This window comes from Nonomuraea jiangxiensis, from assembly GCF_900099965.1.
In the GTDB taxonomy this organism is placed as follows: Bacteria; Actinomycetota; Actinomycetes; order Streptosporangiales; family Streptosporangiaceae; genus Nonomuraea; species Nonomuraea jiangxiensis.
Map to the genome: position 1 here is coordinate 140392 of NZ_FNDJ01000017.1, position 19023 is coordinate 159414.

Consider the following 19023-nt stretch of genomic DNA (forward strand, 5'->3'; position numbering starts at 1 on the left):
CGCCGCGGCGCCATGGACCGCCTCCCCACCGCCTGCCCGGGTCAGCCCGCCAGACGGGGCACGATGCCGGTGCTGTGGAGGCGTTCGCGGGCGGCGGAGATGGCCTCGGTGGTCGTGGTGAACACCTGGCCCGCCCGATCCAGCCGGGCGATCACCCCCAGAGCCTCCAGTGGCTGGTGGTGCCCGTCCGGGATGCCTGAGACGTACACCAGGATGCCGCGCCGCTCCAGCCGCCCGATGGCATCGCCCAGCACCAGCGCCCCGCTGGCGTCGATGGTGGTGACCCGGGACATCCGCAGCACCACCACCGACACGTCGGTCACCTCCGACAGCTCGACCAGCAGCCGATGGGCGGCGGCGAAGAACAGCGGCCCGGCCAGCCGGTAGGTGACGATGTGCTCGGCGAGCAGGGCGTGCTCGTCCTCCGTGTGATGCGGCTGCAGGTCGTGGCGCAGCGGCTCGGCGTCCAGGCGCGCGTTGCGGGCGATGGCGCGCAGGGCCATCGCCCCGGCCACGACCAGCCCGACGATGACGGCCAGCACGGTGTCGAGCGTCAGCGTGGCGACGGCCGTCAGCACCAGCACGAGTGCGTCCCCCCGGGTGGAGCGGAACATGGCCCGGATCGAGTCGACCTCCACCATGCGCACCGACGTGGCGAGCAGCACCCCGGCCAGCGCCGCCAGCGGGACGCTGGAGACGAGCCCGGCGGCGGTGTAGACGATGGCACCCAGGATCACCGCGTGCGCCAGCGCCGCCAGCCGCGACTGGGCGCCCGACCGCACGTTGATCGCGGTACGCACGGTGGCCCCCGTGCCGGGCATGCCGCCGAACATCGGGGTGACGAGATTGGCCAGGCCCTGTCCGAACAGCTCCCGATCCGGGTCGTGCCGCCGCCCGCCGATCATGTTGTCCGAGACGGAGGCCGACAGCAGCGATTCCAGCGCGGCGAGGGCGGCCACCGCGACGGCGGGTGCGAGCAGGACGGGCAGCGCCGAGAGGTCCAGGAATCCCAGCGACGGCGTGGGCAGCCCGGCGGGCAGGTCGCCGATCCTGGCCAGCGGGAGCCCGGCCAGCTCGGCGGCGATGGTGATGAGGACCACGGCGACCAGCGAGAACGGCACGTTGGGGCGCACGCTCGCGCCCAGCAGCAGCATCGCGGCCACGACCAGGGTGACGGACATGGCCCACCAGTGCGGCATGGCGAGGAAGTCGAGCAGCGCGTGCCAGGCCACGACGGCGACCTTCTCGCCGTCGCGGGCGGGCACGCCGAGCGCGTGCGGGACCTGCTGGAGGCCGATCACGCACGCCATGCCGACGGTGAAACCCGCGACGACCGGCGCCGGGACCAGCGAGATGTAGCGGCCCGCGCGGGCCAGGGCCAGCAGGATGAGCAGCAGCCCGGCCAGCACGCCGACCATGAGCACGCCGGCGGCGCCGTGGTCGCTCATGATCGGCAGGAGGATGACGGTCATCGCCCCGCTGGTGCCGGAGACCTGCACGCGGGATCCGCCGAACACCGCCGCCAGCGACCCGGCGACCACGGCCGTGGCCAGCCCGGAGGCGGCCCCCATGCCGGAGGAGATGCCGAACCCGAGCGCCAGCGGCAGCGCGACGATGGCCACCGTGAGGCCGGCGAGCAGGTCCTGGCGGGGGTGGCGGCGCATTTCGGCGAGCGCGGCGCGTTCGGGCAGCAGCGAGCGTATCCGGGCCCAGCCCAGGGCCAGCGCCCCGGTCACCGATTGTTTCCTTTCAGCTTCGCTCCGTGACCGGATATGCGCGTGAAAGACCCGCTCACCATCACTCCTTCAGGTAAAGCCAACCCCGCGATGTCCCAAATTGCATAACTTTGCAATTGGTGAAGACACGTTCAGACTATCAAAGCGCCAACCGCTCTGACCTGGTGAAACAGCACCAATCTCACAGGGCGTGAAACGACACCATTGTGCGAATTACCCGGTGGACAACAGCGCGAACGCGCGCTCAGCGGCACGCACCGACTCCGGCTCGACCTCCGCCAGCGGCCGGCCCTCGGCCAGCAGCGCCCAGTTGCGTCGCGCCAGGACCCGCTGGGTGGCCAGCACCTGCCCCGCGACCAGCGCGGCGGTCAGGTCGTCCATCCGCTCGGCGAGCGCCTCGGCCAGGGCCCGCTCGTCCAGCGACATGTGGTGGAACAGCCGCGCCACCAGGCTCGGCGTGCCGAACACCATCCGGTGGTAGGCCACCACCTCCGGCTCGTCGTTGAGCCCCGTGACCGGATCGTGCCGGGCGAGCCCGTCGAGGAAGTGGCGGCGGAGCGCCTCCAGCGGCGGCTCGGCCGAGCCCCGCACCACGCGGGCCGCCTCTCCCTGGTGGTCGGCGATCCGGTGCAGGACCAGGTCCTCCTTGGTGGGGAAGTACTTGAACAGCGTCGGCTTGGACACCCCCGCCACCGCCGCGATCTCCGCCACCGGCACCTCCTCGAAGCCCCGCTCCAGGAAGAGCCGGATGGCCGCCGCCGAGATCGTCTCGTGCATCCGCCGCCGCTGGAGCTGCCGTAGTCCCGTCATGAGCACAGCCTAGCAAAGTGTTAACCTGGTCAATCTCTTAACCGAGTTAACACTTCAGGAGGTGCCATGGACACGCTCGACGACGAACGGCGGCACGTCGAACGCTGTCGGGCCGGCCTGCGCCGGATGCTCGAAGGCGCGCGGAACAACGTGATCGTCGGTGAGACCGTGGCCGGCGACCGCTACAGCGCCGAACGCCTCGGCCGCCACCTCAAGAGCCTGGCCAAGGAGCTGGGCGAGGCCCCGGACGGCCCACCGTTCTTCGGCCGCCTCGACTTCGCCGGGCCCGGCCCCGGGCAGAGCGGGGACGAGCACCGGGGGCGCTCGTACCACATCGGCCGGCGGCACATCAGCGGTGAGCACGGCGGCCCGCCCGTGGTGATCGACTGGCGCGCGCCCGTGTCCCGGTCGTTCTACCGGGCCGGCGCCCGCGACCCGCAGGGCGTCGCGGTACGCCGCCGCTTCGGCTGGTCGGGCACCACCCTGACCGGGTTCGAGGACGAGCGGCTGGAACAGGGCGAGGAGGGCGGGGGCAGGCTGCTGGCCGCCGAGATCGAGCGCCCCCGCGTCGGCCCCATGCGCGACATCGTCGCCACCATCCAGCCCGAGCAGGACGACCTCGTACGCGCCGGTCTGGAGGTCTCCCTGTGCGTGCAGGGCGCGCCGGGCACCGGCAAGACGGCGGTCGGCCTGCACCGGGCCGCCTACCTGCTGTACGCGCACCGCGCCCGCCTGGAACGCGGCGGCGTGCTGGTCCTCGGCCCCAACCGGGCCTTCCTCGGCCACATCTCGGCCGTGCTGCCCGCGCTCGGCGAGCTGGACGTCGAGCAGGCCACCCTGGAACGCCTGCTGGCCACCGTCCAGGTCACCGCCGTCGACAGCGAGGCGGCGGCGGCCGTCAAACACGACGTACGGATGGCCCGGGTGCTGCGCGAGGCCCTGTACGGGCGGATCCGCAGGCCGTCGGAGCCCGTCGTGGTGGCCGACGGCTCCTACCGGTGGCGGGTGCCCGAGGACGAGGTGCGCCGCGTGGTGGACGACACCCGCCGCGAGTCCCTGCCGTACGGGGTCGGCCGGGAACGGGTGCGGGCCCGGCTCGTCGCCGCCGTCCGGCGCCAGGCCGAGGCCCGCGGGCAGACGGCGAACGCGGCCTGGACCCGCAGGATGGACCGCGCGGTCATCCCGTTCCTGGACGCCGTCTGGCCCGCCGCCAAACCGGAGGCGGTCCTGTACGAGGTGCTGCGCGACCCGCCGGAGGGCGTGCTGACCCCGAGGAACGCCGGGCGATCACCTGGACCAGGCCGCCGCGCAGCGTCCGGAGCGCCCGGTGGAGCGCCGCCGACCTGGTGCTGCTCGACGAGGTGGCCGCGCTGATCGAGCGCCCGCGCGGCTACGGCCACGTCATCGTGGACGAGGCCCAGGACCTGTCCCCCATGGAGTGCCGGGCGGTGGCCAGGCGCAGCGAGCACGGCTCGCTCACCGTCCTCGGCGACCTGGCCCAGGGCACCACCCCGTGGGCGGCCACCTCCTGGACGGAGCACATGGCCCTGCTGGGCAAGCCGGACGGCCGGATCGTGGCCCTGACGACCGGCTTCCGCGTGCCCGCCGCGGTGGTCGAGCTGGCCAACACGCTGCTGGCGGCCCTGGACGCGGACGTCCCCGCGACCCGCTCGTACCGCACGGACGGCAGGGTCCGGGTGACCCCGGTGACCGCGCTGGACGCCGGGGTGGTCGCGGCGGTACGCGAGGCGCTGGCGTTCGAGGGCTCCATCGGCGTGATCGCACCGGACGCCGACGTGGACCGCCTCACCACCGCCCTGCGCGACGCGGCCCACCCCGCCGATCCCGCCCCGGCCGCCCCGCACCTCGGCGGACGTCTGACCGTTCTGCCCGCCTCGCTGGCCAAGGGCCTGGAATACGACCATGTGATCGTCGCCGAGCCCGCCGCCATCGCGGGCGCCGAACGGCGGGGGCTGAACCGCCTCTACGTCGCCCTCACCCGAGCCGTCTCACGCCTTGACGTGGTGCACTCCAGACCCCTCCCGCCACAGCTTTATCTCTCGGTAGAACCCGTCTGAAATGGGCAGATGTCCTGGTTCATACGGCTCGACAGAGTCTCCGCATCGGTGTGTGATGTGGTTCTCGTCTTGAGAGGGGAGCCTTCCGTGACCTCTTCGCACGATCCGCCCGAGGGCGAGGATCCGCGCGCCGGCGAGACCCAGTGGTCGCAACCGCCGCCCTATCCACCGCCCTCCCCCTACCGGCAGCCGAGCGCCCAGGTGCTGTCGATCATCGGGTTCGTCTGCGGCGCGGTGGCACTGCTGTTCGTCCCGATCCTGTTCGGCCTGGCCGGCATCATCCTCGGCATCGTGGGCCACACGCGGGGCGAACCGCTGGGCAAGTGGGCCGCCGGGACCGCGGGCGTCTGCATGGTCATCGGCGTCCTGCTCGGCATCCTCCTCAGCGGCTTCCACCCCTGACCCGGTGATCTCGGGGCACCGCCGCCGCTCCGTCACAAGCCCGGGGTGATGATCTCGGGCCCGGAGTCCGTGACGATGACGCCGTCCTGGTAGGCGGCGCCGCCGACGGAGGGGATGGCGATCCGGTGCCCGAGGACCAGGCACATCCCCGCCTCGATCCGTTCGCCCGCGCCCGGCCCCTCGCAGGACACCCAGGGCGGCTCGAACGACAGCCCGAGCCCGTGCCCCCAGGGCCCGGCCTGTCCCTGCGGGGGCAGCCCGTGGTGGGCGGCGAACTCCGAGCGTTCGAACACCTCCTGGCACCGCCGCGCCATCTCCCCGACCCGCTGTCCCGGCCGGGCCGCCTCGATCCCCGCCAGCGCGCTGTCCCGCACCGCGGCGAGCAGCCGCCGCTGCTCCGTGGTCGGCTCGGCGCCGACGACCCACGTACGCGCGAGGCCGAACAGGTAGCCGTGCACCGACCCGTACAGGTCGAATCTGAGCAGGTCGCCCGCGGACAGGCGGCGGCCGGCGCGGTAGGGGGCGGGGTCGCAGGCCGCGTAGGTGTGCGACCGGGCGCCCGAGGAGATGCCCATGCCGTAGTAGGCGCCGCCCGCGCGGACGATCTCGGCGACGGCCGCCGCCGCCACCTCCGCCTCGGTCGCGCCCGGCACGGCCGCCGCCCACGCGGCCCCCGTCGCCTGCCCGCCGAGCGCCCCGGAGGCGCGCAGCAGCCGCAGCTCGGCCGCGCTCTTGACGCGGCGCGCGGCCCAGCCCAGCTCGTCGGCGGCGACCAGCTCGTGTGCCGGCAGCACCGAACGCAACCGGCACCACCACGGCGCGGCCATCGCCGCGCCGCCGACCAGCCCCACCCGGCCCGGCCGCACCGCGCCCCTGAGGTGCTCGGCGACCGCGGCCACAAGATCGGGCGCGGTACGCAGCGGCGCGGCCGGGGGCGGCTCCCCGACCGCGGCGGAGTCGGTCAGCAGCAGCGCAGGGCCGTCCACGGGCAGCACCACGGCCGCGTGCCCCCGCGCCTGCCACCGCCCCTGGACGTCGGGGAGGAAGGGCTGGTGCTGGTAGCAGCCCGTGAGGTGGTAGACGTCGGCGTAGCGGTCCTGCGCCGAGCCGCCGCGCGACCAGGCCACGACGCCCTCCAGCCCCGAGCGGGCGGCCAGCCGGCGCATGGCGGCCTGCCGCTCGTGATACTCCTCGGCGCCGATCCCCAGCACACCCGCCCCCTGCCCACCACACCCACCCGATCACCTCACCCCGGGCCTCGCGAGAAGTCCGGCGGGGCTCAGGTGGTGGCGCTCACGTGACGGGCTTAGGTGGCGGGGCTTAGGTGGCGGGGCTCAGGTGATGGGGCTTAGGTGGCGGGGCTCAGGTGATGGGGCTCAGGCGACGTGCTCAGGTGGTGGGGCCGCCGTGGGCGCGTAGGGCCTCGATCAACCAGGCGAAGGCCGGTACGGCGGGTGGTGCCTGCTCGTGGCCGTTGAGCGCCGCCAGCAGCGCCCAGTAGCGCTCCACCCGGGCGTCGGCCACCGTCTCCAGCCACTCCAGCAGCTCCGCCCGGTCCGCGGCGGGCCCGACGACCAGGTCCAGCACCCGCCGGCCCGCCAGCGAACCGGGCGCCACCCCGGCCGCCAGCGCCGGCGCGGCCTCGGCCAGGACGCGCGCCCGCAGCTCATAGCCGGGCAGCGGACCGGGCCCGCTGAGCGCGATGCGGCGCAGCCGCCGCCTGAAGTCCTCGTCGGCGATCAGCCCGGCCAGCTCCACCCACGCGTCGAGCTGCGCGGGCGAGGGTGAGTCCGGCAGCTCGCGCATCCACTCCGCGATGACGGTCGCGTCGTCGTCCAGCTCGATCCCGGCGAAGGTCCCGGCCACGAAGTCCTCGACGATCTCCCGCCGCTCGGTGGCCGACAGCTGGGCGAGTTTGTGCAACATCAGCATCTCCTCGGTCGTAGCGCCGCGTTCGGAGATCAGGCTCAGCACGGCCCGGCGCGCCCGCAGCGCCCGCATCTCGGCGTCCACGGCCCGCACCTGCACCCGCGCCACCTCGGCCACGGTGACCCGCCGCGCCAGGATCCGCTGCACGGCCTCCAGCCCGATGCCCAGCTCGCGCAGCATGCGCACCAGGTCGAGGCGGGCCGCGGCGGCCTCGTCGTACAGGCGGTAGCCGCCGGCGGACCGGCCGGTCTCCGGCAGCACGCCGCTGTCGGACCAGAACCGGATCGTTCGCACCGGCAGGCCCGTACGCCGGGCCAGCTCGCCGATCGTGTAGAGCCTTTCACTCACGGCCCGAAGCCTGCACCTTCCACCCGCTGGAGACTCAAGCCCGCCCTTGGTGAACCCCAGCCCCACTTCCCAACCCGGAGCCGCCGGCGGCTCCGGCCGCTACAGAGCCTTGAGGAACTTCGCCGCCACCGGGGCCGCGACCGAGCCGCCCCCGCCCCCGCCCTCGACGACCACCGCGAACGCCACGTCACCCTTGAAGCCCATGAACCAGGCGTGGGTGTCGAGCTCCTCGCCGGTGCCGTATTCAGCGGTGCCGGTCTTGCCGTAGGTCCCGGCGGGCAGCCCCGCCGCCTTGGCGGTGCCCTTGGTCACCACGGCCGCCATCATCTCGTGCATCGGCTCCTTGACCCCCTCGGGCAGGGGGCGTTCCTTGGCCTTCTGCTTCAGGGACGGGACCAGCGTCGGGGGCCGCCAGGTGCCGTCGGCGATGGCGGCGGCCACCGAGGCCATCGACAGCGGGCTGGCGGTGATCCGGGCCTGCCCGAACGACTCGGCGGCGAGCTCGGCGTCGGACTGCGCCTTCGGGAAGCTGGCCTTGGTGGCGGGCAGCCCGATGTTGAGCGACTGGTTGAAGCCCACGTCCTCGGCCACCGCCAGCAGCTTGTCCGCGCCCAGCCGCTGCTGGGCCAGCGGCGCGAACGTGGTGTTGCACGAGTGCGCGAACGAGTCGAGGAGCGACAGCGCCCCGAACTCCTCCTTGTCGGAATTGCGGATCTTCAGGCCGCCGACGGTGGCGTACATCGGGCAGGTCACCCGGTCCTGCGGCGCCATCCCGGCCGCCAGCAGCCCGATCGCGGTGACCGCCTTGAACGTCGAGCCGGGCGGGTAGCGGCCGTCGAGCGCCCGGTTGAACCCGCCCCGGTTGTTGACCACGGCCAGGATCTCGCCGGTGGAGGGCTTGATCGCCACCATGGAGGTGGGCTTGTCGTGGTCCTTGACCGCGGCCACGGCGGCGGCCTGCACCTGGGGGTCGAGCGTCGTCTGCACCGGCTCGCCCTCGGTGCCCTCGATGGTCTCCAGCGTCTTGCCGCCGAGCTGGATCTGCGTGTCCGGGGTGCCCGCCAGCCGCTTCTGGAACGTTTCCTGCAGCCCGCCGCGCCCGACCGCCTGGCCGACCTTGTAGGAGGAGCCGAGCTTGGCCACGTCCTTCTTGTTCGCCTTGTCGAGGTAGCCGACGAGCTGCTGGACGGACCCGCCCACGGTGCCGGTGTCGATGCGGTCGCCCGCGGCGTCGGTGATCTCGGCCCGGTCGGGCCAGCGCGTCTTGAGCGCGAACGTGGCGTCCGCGGTCATCGAGGGGTGCAGCGTCTGCGGCTTCCAGTCGACCTTCCAGGTCCGGTCGGCCACCACGAGGTCGATCTGGCCCTGGTAGGACCAGGTGCCGAGGTTCTTCAGGGTGAGGGTGGCGGTGTAGGGGGCCCGCGCCCGGTCGTCGCCCTCGGTGATCTGGCCGAGCTTGATCGAGGACCGCTCCACCGCGAGCGCGCTGCGTTGCTGCTCGTACGCGCCGAGTTGCCGCGGCGTGGCCAGCTCAGCCCCCATCGCGGTCCAGTCGCCGGCCTGCCACGCGGCGGCGAAGCGCTGCGCGGTCTCGGCGGGTGTGCCCCTGGTATGCAGCACGTAATAGGCGCCGCCGGCCGCGGCCCCCACCGCGAGCACGCCGACGATCGAGACGATCGCGATGGTCCGGCCCCGTGGCACTGATCAGTCCTTTCGATCCTCGTCCTTGGACACCCCGTTGGCCGCCTTGACGCTGGCGGCGTACGCCGGCACGTATTCCTGGCCGGACAGCCGCTGGATGGCCTGCATGATCTCGTCGGTCACCCGGCGCCGGTCGCGGGCGTCGGTGTGGTCGCCCGCGAACCGCATGGGCTCCCCGATGGAGATGCCGATCCGCGCGGGCCTCGGCACCGACGAGCCCACCGGCAGCACCCTGTCGGTGCCGGTGAGCGCCACCGGCAGCACCGGCGCGCCGGTCTTGAGCGTCAGCCAGGCCACGCCGACCTTGCCGCGGTAGAGGCGGCCGTCGGGCGAGCGGGTGCCCTCGGGGTGGATGCCGAACAGCTCGCCGCGCTCCAGCAGCTCGGCGGCGGAGTCGAGCATGGCCTGCGCGGCGTGCGCGCTCTCCCGGTCGATCGGCAGGCTGCCCCCCAGCCGCATGAAGAAGCCCGAGACAGGATTGCCGTCGAAATACTCGTTCTTGGCGGTGAAGGTCACGCGCCGTGGCAGCAGCGCGGGCAGCAGGAACGAGTCGAGTATCGACAGGTGGTTGGCGGCCAGGATCGCGGGCCCCTTCCTGGGCACGTGCGCCGCGCCGGTGATGTGCGGTCGGCACATCGCGTGGGCGAGCGGCGCGGCGGCGAACTTGACCACTTGGTACAGCAACGAGCGCTCCTGGATCTTCGGGCTGTCAGCCACCCCACCATAAAGCAGGCGCCCCGCCACGGGGGCGGGACGCCTGCGAAATGCTGTTTAGGCCGATGTGGCGGTCGCCTCCTCGGCGAGATGCACAACACGGCTCCAGCCGAACGGTATTCCGTGAAGGCGGTAATTTGCGGCCCGGGGGACACAGACCACATCGGCCTTTCGATGCTAACGGACATCTGGCGACACATATTCCATCGGCCCCCAAGAATCGGTCAGGTTCTCGTCCAATGTGGCTGGACCACGTCGAATACCCGCTGCTCACGGCCGCGAAGCGCCACTTCGGCGAACTGCCACAAAATCGCCCCTGTCGGCGCGTGGACGACGATGGAGGGCCCCAGCGGCATCTGCAGCAGCTCCCCCTGCCAGCGCGGCACCCCGGGCGCCAGGAACCGCTCCAGCGGCACCGCGTGGACCGAGGCCACCTCGCGCGGGTCGGCGACCGGCTCCTGCCGGCCGCCGAACGCCACCACCGGCGTGATCACGAACCCGGAGTCGGCGACGAAGTCGTCGAGCAGCCCGGCCACCTCGACCCCGGTGACGCCGGTCTCCTCGGCCAGTTCTCGCAGCGCCGCCTCGACCGGCCGCTCGCCGTCGTCCAGCCGCCCGCCGGGCAGCGCCCACTGGCCGGGGTTGCGGCCGTGGGCGGCCCGCCTGATCAGGACCGCGTACGGGGCACGCTCGGCGTCCTCCAGCACGCACACGGTGACGGCGGCCCGGCGCACCCCTCCGGCGGGCGGCACCTCACGGCGGCGGAAGGCGGCCAGATTGGCGATGATCTGCTGGCGGAGCACGTCGATCGGCGGCAGCACACGTACAGAATCTCACGTCCGCCCCGGCAGGAGCCGGAGCGCGCCCCGTGGCCGGCTCCGGATGGCGGATGGCGATCCGGCGGGGAGGCATCGTGGTGATCGATTACGGAGACCTGCGGAAGGCATGGACGAGCCCGCGACGTGCGGCGGCCCGTACGTCACGAGAACCAGAAATCGGACGTGACTTTGCTGTCACGCGTTGTGGTCAGAAAGCGGCGGCCAGCGCCATCGCGGCGGCGGCCTCGTGGCGGAGAACCATGATCAGCAATGTGGCGACCAACGTGGCGATCAGCAGCCAGCTGATCAGGATGATGACCGTCGAGCGGCGGGGCCGTCGTCGACCGCCATGCTCATCCCTCGACCTCGCCTCGCTACGACGAACCCGCTCGTTGAACGACTCGAGCCGTGCGACGAGTCGCGGATCGTCGTCGACGAGGTGCTTCTCGATCTGTGCCAGCAACCGCTCCTCGTCCTGCGACCAGGCCATAGGTGCACCTCCCGAACGCAAGCTCCGTGGCCTCTTTCTGCCCAACCCTGAAGATCATTAGCCCCCGGCTGACCCAGTAATTGCAAGCTCTTTCCGGTTTGCGATCAAGCCCGAACGGTTGTTCTAATCATGGGATGCGCTGGGACAACCTTCGCCTGACCGGGTCCGGTCAGGACGATCCGGCCGTGCCTCTGTTCGCTCGCGGCGCGGTCACCCGCACGTTCGACACGCCCGAGTTCAAAGGGATGACCTTCTACGAGATCCGGGCCAGATCCATCATCAACCGGGTGCCCGGCGCCAGCCGGGTGCCGTTCGAGTACACGATCAACCCCTACCGGGGCTGCGGCCACCGGTGCGTTTACTGCTTTGCCCGAAAAACACATGAATATCTGGATATGGATGCCGGGGCGGACTTCGACTCGAAGATCGTGGTCAAGGTCAACGCCGCCGAGCTGGCCCGCAAGGAGCTGGCCGCGCCGCGCTGGGGCGGCCACCACGTGGCCATGGGGACCAACGTCGACTGCTATCAGCGCGCCGAGGGCCGCTACCGGCTGATGCCCGGCATCCTGGCCGCGCTGCGCGACGCCGCCAACCCGTTCTCCATCCTCACCAAGGGCACGCTGATCCTGCGCGATCTCGACCTGCTGACCGAGGCGGCCGACGTGACGCAGGTGGGGGCCAACGTGTCGGTCGGGTTCGTCGACGCGGGGATGTGGCGCTCGGTGGAGGCGGGCACCCCCGACCCGCGCCGCCGCCTGGAGGTCTGCGCCACGCTCAACGACAACGGCATCGGCTGCGGGGTGCTGATGGCGCCGATCCTCCCCTACCTCACCGACTCCCCCGCGCAGCTCGACCGTACGGTCAAGGAGATCGCGGCCTCGGGCGCCACCCACCTCGTGCCCATCGTGCTGCATCTACGGCCGGGGGCGCGCGAGTGGTGGATGACCTGGCTGGCGCGCGAGCACCCGCGGCTGGTGCCGCGCTACCTGGAGCTCTACGGCCGCGGCGCCTATGCCCCCAAGTCCTACCAGCGGAGCATCATCGACCAGGTCAAGGAGCTGGCCGACCGGCACGGGGTCGGCCGCGCCACCCCGGCCATGGCCCGCCGCCTGCCACCCCGCCGTGAGCCGCGCCCCGCCGAGCCGGAGCAACTCCGCCTCCTCTGACGGCGACCCCCGGCGCCCTCGGCGCGGATAAATGGCTGGCCCGGCGATGACGCGCGGTGACAGGATGGCGGGCACTTCCGCCTGCCGACGATCAGGAGCTCAGATGCGGTGCCTCCGAAACTCCCAGCGCCCCATTGGCACGAGAGTTCTCGAGGGCTCCCACACGCATGCACATCCTGAACATCGGCATCCTCGCGCATGTAGACGCGGGCAAGACCAGCCTCACTGAGCGGCTGCTGTTCGAGACCGGCGTCATCGACCGGCTCGGCAGCGTGGACCAGGGCAGCACCCAGACCGACAGGGGCGAGATCGAGCGCCGTCGCGGCATCACCATCCGCACGGCCGTCGCCTCCTTCACCCGGGGTGACCTGCGGGTCAACGTGGTGGACACTCCCGGCCACGCCGACTTCGTGGCCGAGGTCGAGCGGGCGCTCGGCGTGCTCGACGGCGCCGTCCTGGTGCTCTCGGCCGTCGAGGGCGTCCAGCCGCACACCCGGGTCCTGATGAAGACCCTGCGGAAGTTGCGCCTGCCCACCCTGATCTTCGTCAACAAGGTCGACCGGACCGGGGCCAGGGAGCGGGAGCTGCTGGCCGACATACGCCGGCGGCTGTCCCCGCACGTCGTGGCGCTCAACACCGTGCGCGACCTCGGCACCCCCGCCGCCACCACGCGCCCCGTCGCCCTGTCAGGGGAGAAGCCCGGGGAAGCGGCCAGAGGGGCGGCCGAGGTGCTGGCCGAGCACGACGACGGGCTGCTGGAGCTGCTCGTGGACGGCAAGGTCCCGGACGGCGGGCGGATACGGGCGGCGCTGGCGCGGCAGTGCGCCGCCGGGGTGGCCCACCCGGTGCTGTTCGGGTCGGCGATCACCGGGCAGGGCGTCGCCGAGTTGCTCGACGGCCTCGCCTTCCTGCCGGCCGTGTCCCAGCCCGGCCCGGCGGACACCGAGGTGGCACGGGCGGCGGTGTTCGCGATCGAGCGAGCGCCGTCCGGGGAGAAGGTGGCCTACCTGCGGCTGCGCGCGGGCACGCTGCGGGCGCGCGAGCCCCTGACGTTCCACCGCCGCCACCGGGGCGGCGCCGTCCACACGTACGAGGGCCGCCTGACCGCCCTGTCCGTCGCCGGCGCCCCGGACCGGCGCGAGGCGGTGGCCGGCGACATCGTCAGGGTGTGGGGCGTGCCCGGGATCCGGGTCGGCGACCACCTCGGCGGCCCCGGCCCGGACGGGCAGGCCCACTTCACCCCGCCCAGCCTGGAGACCGTCGTACGCCCCCGCGTCCCCGGCCAGGAGCCCCGCCTGCACGCCGCGCTGCTCACCCTCGCCGAGCAGGACCCGCTGATCGGCACCCGTACGCTGGCGGGCGGCGAGACGTCGGTCCTGCTCTACGGCGAGGTGCAGAAGGAGGTCATCGGCGAGACCCTGGCGGGTGACTTCGGCGTCGAGGCCGAGTTCGAGCCGAGCCGCCCGGTCTACTTCGAACGTCCAGCGGGCACCGCGGAGGCCGTCGAGGAGATCCTGCGCCACGGCCGCAACGACTTCACGGCCACGGTCGGACTGCGGGTGGAGCCGGGCGCCCCGGGCTCGGGCGTCGGCTACCGGCTGGAGGTGGACCTCGGGTCCCTGCCCCTGGCCTTCCACCGGGCGATCGAGGAGAGCGTACGCCTGGCGCTGGACGCGGGCCCGCACGGCTGGCCGGTCACCGACGTCGTGGTCACGCTGACCAGGACCGGCTACGTGGCCCCTGTCACGGTGGCGGCCGACTTCCGCGGCCGTACCCCGATCGTGCTCGGGCGGGCGCTGCGCCTGGCGGGCACCACCGTGTACGAGCCGTGCCACCGGTTCGAGCTGGAGGTGCCGCTGGAGGCGTTCAGCGCGGTCACCGCCAGGCTCGCGGCGGCGGGCGGCGAGCTGCACGACACGGTCAGGCGCGACGACACATGGGTGCTGGCGGGGGAGCTCCCGGCGGCGGCGGTGCACGAGTTCGGGCAGCGGCTGCCGGGGCTGTCGCACGGGGAAGGCGTCTGGTGGTCCGAGCCTTCCGGGGACCGGCCCGCCCGATAGGCGGTATGTCGGTTTTTTTGTGAGATGGGTATTACAGGCAGTGGTGTACCAATCAGGTGCATCTCGTTCGTATCAGGGGGGAATTCCGATGGCAGACACCAAGAAGAAACCTGCCACCAAGACCGGCAAGTCGAAGAAGCAGTCCATCAAGACCAGCCGGCAGGCCAAGGACACGAAGCGGGACGTCGAGAGGCCGGACGAGGGCATGAGCCGGGCTCCGGGGCAGACGTCGATCTGAACCAGGTGACGTGATCGGGCAGCCGAGGCCGCGGGCCCGGCTGTCCGGTTGAGCCGGGAAATACGCGGTTATGCGGGGACGTGCAACCTTAGTGACCTTACGGGCGTCTAAAGATCATAGGTGGGGAAAGCGCACAGGGGATGAACGGTGCTTCTCCGCCAAAGCGGGACAATGGCCGGTGGTGAGGCACGCTCCACACCACCGGCCACGTGTGTTGTGACTCTTTCCACGACCTAAGGGGAATCGTCAGGTGCGCGCACTGGCACGCAAGGGAAAGTCGGCCGCCGCCCGGTTGTACCGGGGATACAACCGGCACAGGGTGAGCAACGCGCCGGCGCCCTCGACCAAGCAGGTACGAATCCTGCTGCTGCACGCCAACGGGATGGGCGGCACGATCAGAACCGTGTTCAACCTGGCCGGCTATCTGGCCAGGGACCACGACGTCGAGATCGTCAGCGTCCTGAAGGAGGCCGAGCAGCCGTTCTTCCCCATCGACCCGCGAGTGAAGTTCCGCTTCCTGGACGACCGGCTCCGGCCCGCTCCCAATCCGCTGCGCGCGCTCCTGTCGAAGCGGCCGAGCCGGTTGATCCCCAAGGAGGAGTCGGCCTACCACCGCTTCAACCTGTGGACCGACCTCAAGCTGGCCCGCTACATCCGCTCGCTGGAGAACGGCGTGCTGATCGGCACCCGGCCGGGGCTCAACCTCGCGATGGCCCAGTTAGCGCTGCCCAGCGTGATCACGATCGGCCAGGAGCACGTGGCGCTGCGTACCCAGGCCGAACCGGTCCAGGCGCTCATCAAGTGGCGCTACCGCCGGCTGGACGCGCTGGCCACGCTGACCAAGGCCGACCTGGCCGACTACCGGAACACGCTGCCGAAGAAACCGCGCAAGCTGATCCGCATCCCCAACGCCGTGCCGCCGATGACGGGTGGCGTGTCCAAGCTCGACGCCAAGGTCGCCGTCGCGGTCGGCAGGATGACCCGCATCAAGGGCTTCCACCGGCTCATCACCGCCTGGCAGACGGTCGCCGAGACCCACCCGGACTGGAAGCTGCGCATCTTCGGGGCGGGGCCGCAGGAGGAGACGCTCGCCCAGCTGATCGTGGAGCTGGGCCTGGAGGGCAAGGTGGAGTTGCCGGGGCCCACCTCTGACGTGGGGGCCGAGCTGGAGCGGGCGTCCATCTACGTGCTCAGCTCACGGCACGAGGGCTTCCCCATGACGATCCTTGAGGCGATGGCCAAGGGGCTGGCCATCGTGAGCTTCAACAGCCCGCACGGGCCCAAGGAGATGATCTCGCACGAGGTGGACGGGCTGCTGGTGAAGCCGCGTACCAATGCCAACCTCGCGGCCTCGATCATCCGGGTCATCGAGGACGAGCACCTGCGCCGCGGCCTGGCCGCCCGGGCGATCGAGACGGCCAGGACCTACGACGTGGACGCGATCGGGCAGCAGTGGGACGCGCTGCTGGCCGAGTTGCTGGCCCGCCGCACCGGCACGTACACCAGGCCCGAGCGCCGGCCCGCCGAGACCCCCGAGAGCAGCACGGCGACCAACCCCGAGTCCACCGACCCGGCGGCCACCGGCGAGGCCGCCGACCCCGAAGCCGCCGACCCCGAAGCCCCGCGCCAGGAGGCCCCGCGCCAGGAGGTCAGACACCGGAGCCTGTGAGCTCCACCGGCTCGGCGATGACGTCCACGAGGGCGCCGTTGCGGTGGACGGTGATCGGCAACGGCCGCCCGATGGCCTCGGCGAACATCAGCCGCTGCAGGCTCTGCGCGTCCCCGACCGGGCTGCGGCCCGCGCTCAGCACCAGGTCGCCGGCGCGCAGCCCGGCCCGCTGCGCGGGCGAGCCGGGCACGACCTCCACCACGCGCAGCGCCCCGTCCTGCCCGGTACGCCGCCGCAGCTGCTCGGGCAGCGGCGCCGGCGAGGTCACCAGGCCCAGGAACGCCCGCCTGACCCGGCCGTCCCTGATCAGCGCGGCGATGATGGAGCGGGTGGTCGCGTTCATCGGCACGGCCAGCCCGACGCCGACCCCGGCCACCGCCGTGTTGATGCCGACCACCCGCGCCCGCGAGTCGGCCAGCGCGCCGCCGGAGTTGCCCGGGTTGAGCGCGGCGTCGGTCTGGATCACGTCCTCGATCAGCCGCACGGCCGCGCCGCTGCGGGCGGGCAGCGACCGGCCGAGGCCCGAGACCACCCCGGCGGTCACCGAGCCGGCCAGCCCGAGCGGGTTGCCCACGGCCACGACGAGCTGCCCCACCACCAGCTCGTCGCTGTCACCGAGCTCGGCCGGCGTGGGCGTGGGGGTCTGGGCCCTGATCACCGCCAGGTCCGACAGCGGGTCGCGGCCGACGACGGTGAAGTCGCCGGAGCTGCCGTCGGCGAAGGCGACGGCGCCGGACCGGGCGGAGCCCACCACGTGCGCGTTGGTCAGCAGGAACCCGTCGGCGGTGAACACCACCGCGGAACCGCTGCCCCGATCGGCCCGCACGCTGGCCACCTTCGGCAGCAACTCGGCCGCCACGGAAGAGACGACGCGCGAATAGGCGTCGAGGGGATCCGCCATCACGTGCACTCCTTGCTTACAGGATTACACGTTAAACTCCCGGTCGCCGTCCCGTGTTCCCGCTCGCGCCGCCGCTTCGAGGGCATCAGCGGCCGGTCGCACGATCCTGCCCGTGTCGAAACGGCCGATGCCGGGAACTTCTCTGGACAACCTGACGCCCCCCGGAGGCCTGGTTGAGCACGAAGGACGCGATCGCCTTCCTCGCCGGAGCCGTCATCGTCGCTTCCTTCGTCGGCGGCACCACGACGGCGCCCGCCACCGCGACCAGCCCGCTGGGCAACACCGCCGGCACGCTGCCGGGCCTGGCCCCCATCCTCTCGGACGCCGACCGCGCGCGGGCCCGCGGCCTCATCGCCCGCCTGCGGGTCAGGGGATTCGGCCCGAACACCGGCTACGAGCGCACCAGGTACGGGGCCGACTGGGCCGACTCCGCGACCGGGGTGCCGTACGCGCGCAACGGCTGCCGTACCCGGGACGACCTGCTGGCCCGGGACGGGCGGCAGGTGAGATACCGCGCCGGCTCCACGTGCGAGGTGGTCTCCATGGAGCTGGCCGACCCCTACACCGGCCGGCTCATCCGCTGGCGCAAGGCCGACGCCGACGAGGTGCAGGTCGACCACGTGGTGCCGCTCAACTACGGGTGGCGCATGGGCGCGCGGCGCTGGCCCATGTCCAAGCGGCTGGACTTCGCCAACGACCCGCTCAACCTGCTGCCCGTGGACGGCGCCGCCAACGAGCAGAAGGACGCCTCGGGGCCGGCGAACTGGCTGCCGCCGCGGCGCCGCGTCCGCTGCTCCTACGTCACCCGCTTCGCGCAGGTGGCGCTCAAATATGGCGTGCCCGTCACCGCCGCCGACAAGAAGGCCATGCTGGCCCAGTGCCGGTAGGGCGGTGAGGGCGCCGGGAGGGCGTCAGCGCGGGTCGAACCACTCGAAGCCGCGGGTGAAGGTCTCCTCGGCGATGATGCGCTGCCCGGCCACGTTGGGGTGGAAGTAGTCCCAGCGGCTGACGTGGCGGAGGGTGAAGGGGTAGGAGAACACCGCTCCCCCGTCGGTGGCGCACGCGGGTCCGAACGCGGCGCACGCCGCGGCCGACTCCCGGTTGTAGGCCATCACCCGCGCCCGCACCCTGGCGCGGCGCTCGGTGTCGGCGGCCTTGGCGGAGGTCGGGCGGGCCAGCATGCTCTGGCAGATGCGCCCCGCCGCCCAGAACGTACGGGCGAGCGCGTTGTCCTTGGCCACCTGCCACAACCGCCGCACGTCGGGGATGCTGGCGAAGAACACCCTGGCCTGGGGCATGCCGGAGCGCAGCTCGGCGAGCGCAGCGTCCAGCCGCCGCCGGTAGGTCTGCACCGGGGTCATGGCGTCCTCGGTGCGCGTGCAGGCGTCCTGGGCGCCGATGAGAATCGTCACATAATCGGCCTTGGCGGCCACCGCCTTCCGCACCTGGCCGAGCAGGTCGGCGCTGGTCGCACCGGGCACGGCGAAGTTGTGGTTATGCTTCTGGATCGTTCCAGAAAGCTCGGACAGGCGCAGATAATGGCTGCTGACCTCGCGGTTGTCACCGGCGGACCAGGAGCGCGACGTGCACGAGACGAAGAAGCCGCAGGCGTTGAAGCCGGTCGAGATCGAGTCGCCGAGCGCGGCCATGATCTCGGGCACGGCCTGTTCCGAGGCGGCATGGGCCGGGCCTGACGACGAAAGGACAACCGCTGCGGTGAGGACGGACCCCAGGCGACCGATCATGGGCCCCAAGGTAGGGAGTCGATCAACGGCTCACTATGGCGTCACGGCAAGGTCTGCCATTTCAGGACCGCTTTCATATCACCGCTTGACGGACCGAAGCCGAGCAGGTTGCACCCTGAGCTCCGCAACGGTGGCGTTTTTCCGGGTTCATCGGCCGTAAGCGCGCATTCACGGGGGTCCGAGTCGAACGTGTTCAGTTCCCGCATAGAGTGTCTTGA

The 19023-nt window shown here is 72.1% G+C and carries 18 protein-coding genes; 8 read left to right on the plus strand and 10 right to left on the minus strand.

The features are described 5' to 3' along the window. Positions 1-41: 41 nt before the first annotated feature. Both BLS95_RS33650 and BLS95_RS33655 read right to left on the minus strand, forming a co-directional pair. Positions 42-1664, minus strand: coding sequence for a SulP family inorganic anion transporter (locus BLS95_RS33650; RefSeq protein WP_090941081.1), 1623 nt, complete (start codon positions 1662-1664; stop codon positions 42-44). A gap of 285 nt (positions 1665-1949) precedes the next feature. Further along, positions 1950-2546 (minus strand): TetR family transcriptional regulator, encoded by a 597-nt coding sequence (locus BLS95_RS33655; RefSeq protein ID WP_176993523.1) that lies wholly within the window; start codon positions 2544-2546, stop codon positions 1950-1952. A gap of 66 nt (positions 2547-2612) precedes the next feature. Between BLS95_RS33655 and BLS95_RS33660 the strand changes: the two genes are divergently transcribed. The 3 genes from BLS95_RS33660 (at position 2613) to BLS95_RS57105 (ending at position 5026) form a co-directional block, all read left to right on the plus strand. Further along, positions 2613-3920 (plus strand): HelD family protein, encoded by a 1308-nt coding sequence (locus BLS95_RS33660; RefSeq protein WP_245765446.1) that lies wholly within the window; start codon positions 2613-2615, stop codon positions 3918-3920. After that, positions 3893-4624, plus strand: a complete 732-nt coding sequence (locus BLS95_RS58245) for an ATP-binding domain-containing protein (RefSeq protein WP_245765447.1) — start codon at positions 3893-3895, stop codon at positions 4622-4624. Before BLS95_RS33660 ends, BLS95_RS58245 begins: the two co-directional genes overlap by 28 nt. Positions 4625-4711: 87 nt before the next feature. Next, positions 4712-5026: a hypothetical protein gene (locus BLS95_RS57105; RefSeq protein WP_218136108.1), complete on the plus strand. Its 315-nt coding sequence runs from the start codon at positions 4712-4714 to the stop codon at positions 5024-5026. Positions 5027-5058: 32 nt separating this feature from the next. Here BLS95_RS57105 and BLS95_RS33670 read toward each other — a convergent pair whose 3' ends face one another. From BLS95_RS33670 to BLS95_RS33695, 6 genes are all read right to left on the minus strand, one after another. Further along, complete coding sequence (locus BLS95_RS33670) at positions 5059-6237, minus strand: M24 family metallopeptidase (protein ID WP_090940805.1); 1179 nt, start codon at positions 6235-6237, stop codon at positions 5059-5061. A 178-nt stretch (positions 6238-6415) separates the two neighbouring features. After that, complete coding sequence (locus BLS95_RS33675; RefSeq protein WP_090940808.1) at positions 6416-7303, minus strand: helix-turn-helix domain-containing protein; 888 nt, start codon at positions 7301-7303, stop codon at positions 6416-6418. A 99-nt stretch (positions 7304-7402) separates the two neighbouring features. Then, entirely contained in the window at positions 7403-9004 is a 1602-nt protein-coding gene (locus BLS95_RS33680; protein ID WP_090940811.1) for a penicillin-binding transpeptidase domain-containing protein, read from the minus strand. A gap of 3 nt (positions 9005-9007) precedes the next feature. Then, positions 9008-9640 (minus strand): lysophospholipid acyltransferase family protein, encoded by a 633-nt coding sequence (locus BLS95_RS33685; RefSeq protein ID WP_090941087.1) that lies wholly within the window; start codon positions 9638-9640, stop codon positions 9008-9010. Between the two features lie 302 nt (positions 9641-9942). Next, positions 9943-10539: an NUDIX hydrolase gene (locus BLS95_RS33690; protein WP_090940813.1), complete on the minus strand. Its 597-nt coding sequence runs from the start codon at positions 10537-10539 to the stop codon at positions 9943-9945. A 205-nt stretch (positions 10540-10744) separates the two neighbouring features. Then, the gene (locus BLS95_RS33695) at positions 10745-11026 is read right to left on the minus strand and encodes a DUF3040 domain-containing protein (protein WP_090940816.1); all 282 of its coding nucleotides are present in this window, start codon (positions 11024-11026) and stop codon (positions 10745-10747) included. A 134-nt stretch (positions 11027-11160) separates the two neighbouring features. On the opposite strand from BLS95_RS33695, the gene BLS95_RS33700 reads away from it, so the two are divergent. From BLS95_RS33700 to BLS95_RS33710, 4 genes are all read left to right on the plus strand, one after another. Next, positions 11161-12192, plus strand: coding sequence for an Rv2578c family radical SAM protein (locus BLS95_RS33700; protein ID WP_090940819.1), 1032 nt, complete (start codon positions 11161-11163; stop codon positions 12190-12192). 167 nt (positions 12193-12359) lie between these two features. After that, positions 12360-14252, plus strand: coding sequence for an elongation factor G (locus BLS95_RS33705; protein ID WP_090940822.1), 1893 nt, complete (start codon positions 12360-12362; stop codon positions 14250-14252). A gap of 88 nt (positions 14253-14340) precedes the next feature. Then, complete coding sequence (locus tag BLS95_RS56035; protein WP_176993524.1) at positions 14341-14490, plus strand: hypothetical protein; 150 nt, start codon at positions 14341-14343, stop codon at positions 14488-14490. Between the two features lie 250 nt (positions 14491-14740). Continuing rightward, positions 14741-16159 carry a glycosyltransferase family 4 protein gene (locus tag BLS95_RS33710; protein ID WP_090940824.1) on the plus strand — a complete coding sequence of 473 codons (1419 nt, stop codon included), beginning with the start codon at positions 14741-14743 and terminating at the stop codon, positions 16157-16159. On the opposite strand, the gene BLS95_RS33715 is transcribed toward BLS95_RS33710, so the two are convergent. Beyond that, a complete protein-coding gene (locus tag BLS95_RS33715) occupies positions 16140-17060 on the minus strand; it encodes a S1C family serine protease (RefSeq protein ID WP_090940827.1) in 921 nt (306 codons plus the stop codon). The two genes, BLS95_RS33710 and BLS95_RS33715, sit on opposite strands and share 20 nt — an antisense overlap. 173 nt (positions 17061-17233) lie before the next feature. Here BLS95_RS33715 and BLS95_RS33720 point away from each other — a divergent pair, with 173 nt between their 5' ends. Continuing rightward, on the plus strand, positions 17234-17947 hold the full coding sequence (locus BLS95_RS33720) for an HNH endonuclease family protein (protein ID WP_090940829.1): 714 nt from the start codon (positions 17234-17236) through the stop codon (positions 17945-17947). A 24-nt stretch (positions 17948-17971) separates the two neighbouring features. On the opposite strand, the gene BLS95_RS33725 is transcribed toward BLS95_RS33720, so the two are convergent. Beyond that, a complete protein-coding gene (locus BLS95_RS33725; RefSeq protein ID WP_090940832.1) occupies positions 17972-18805 on the minus strand; it encodes an SGNH/GDSL hydrolase family protein in 834 nt (277 codons plus the stop codon). Positions 18806-19023: the final 218 nt, after the last annotated feature.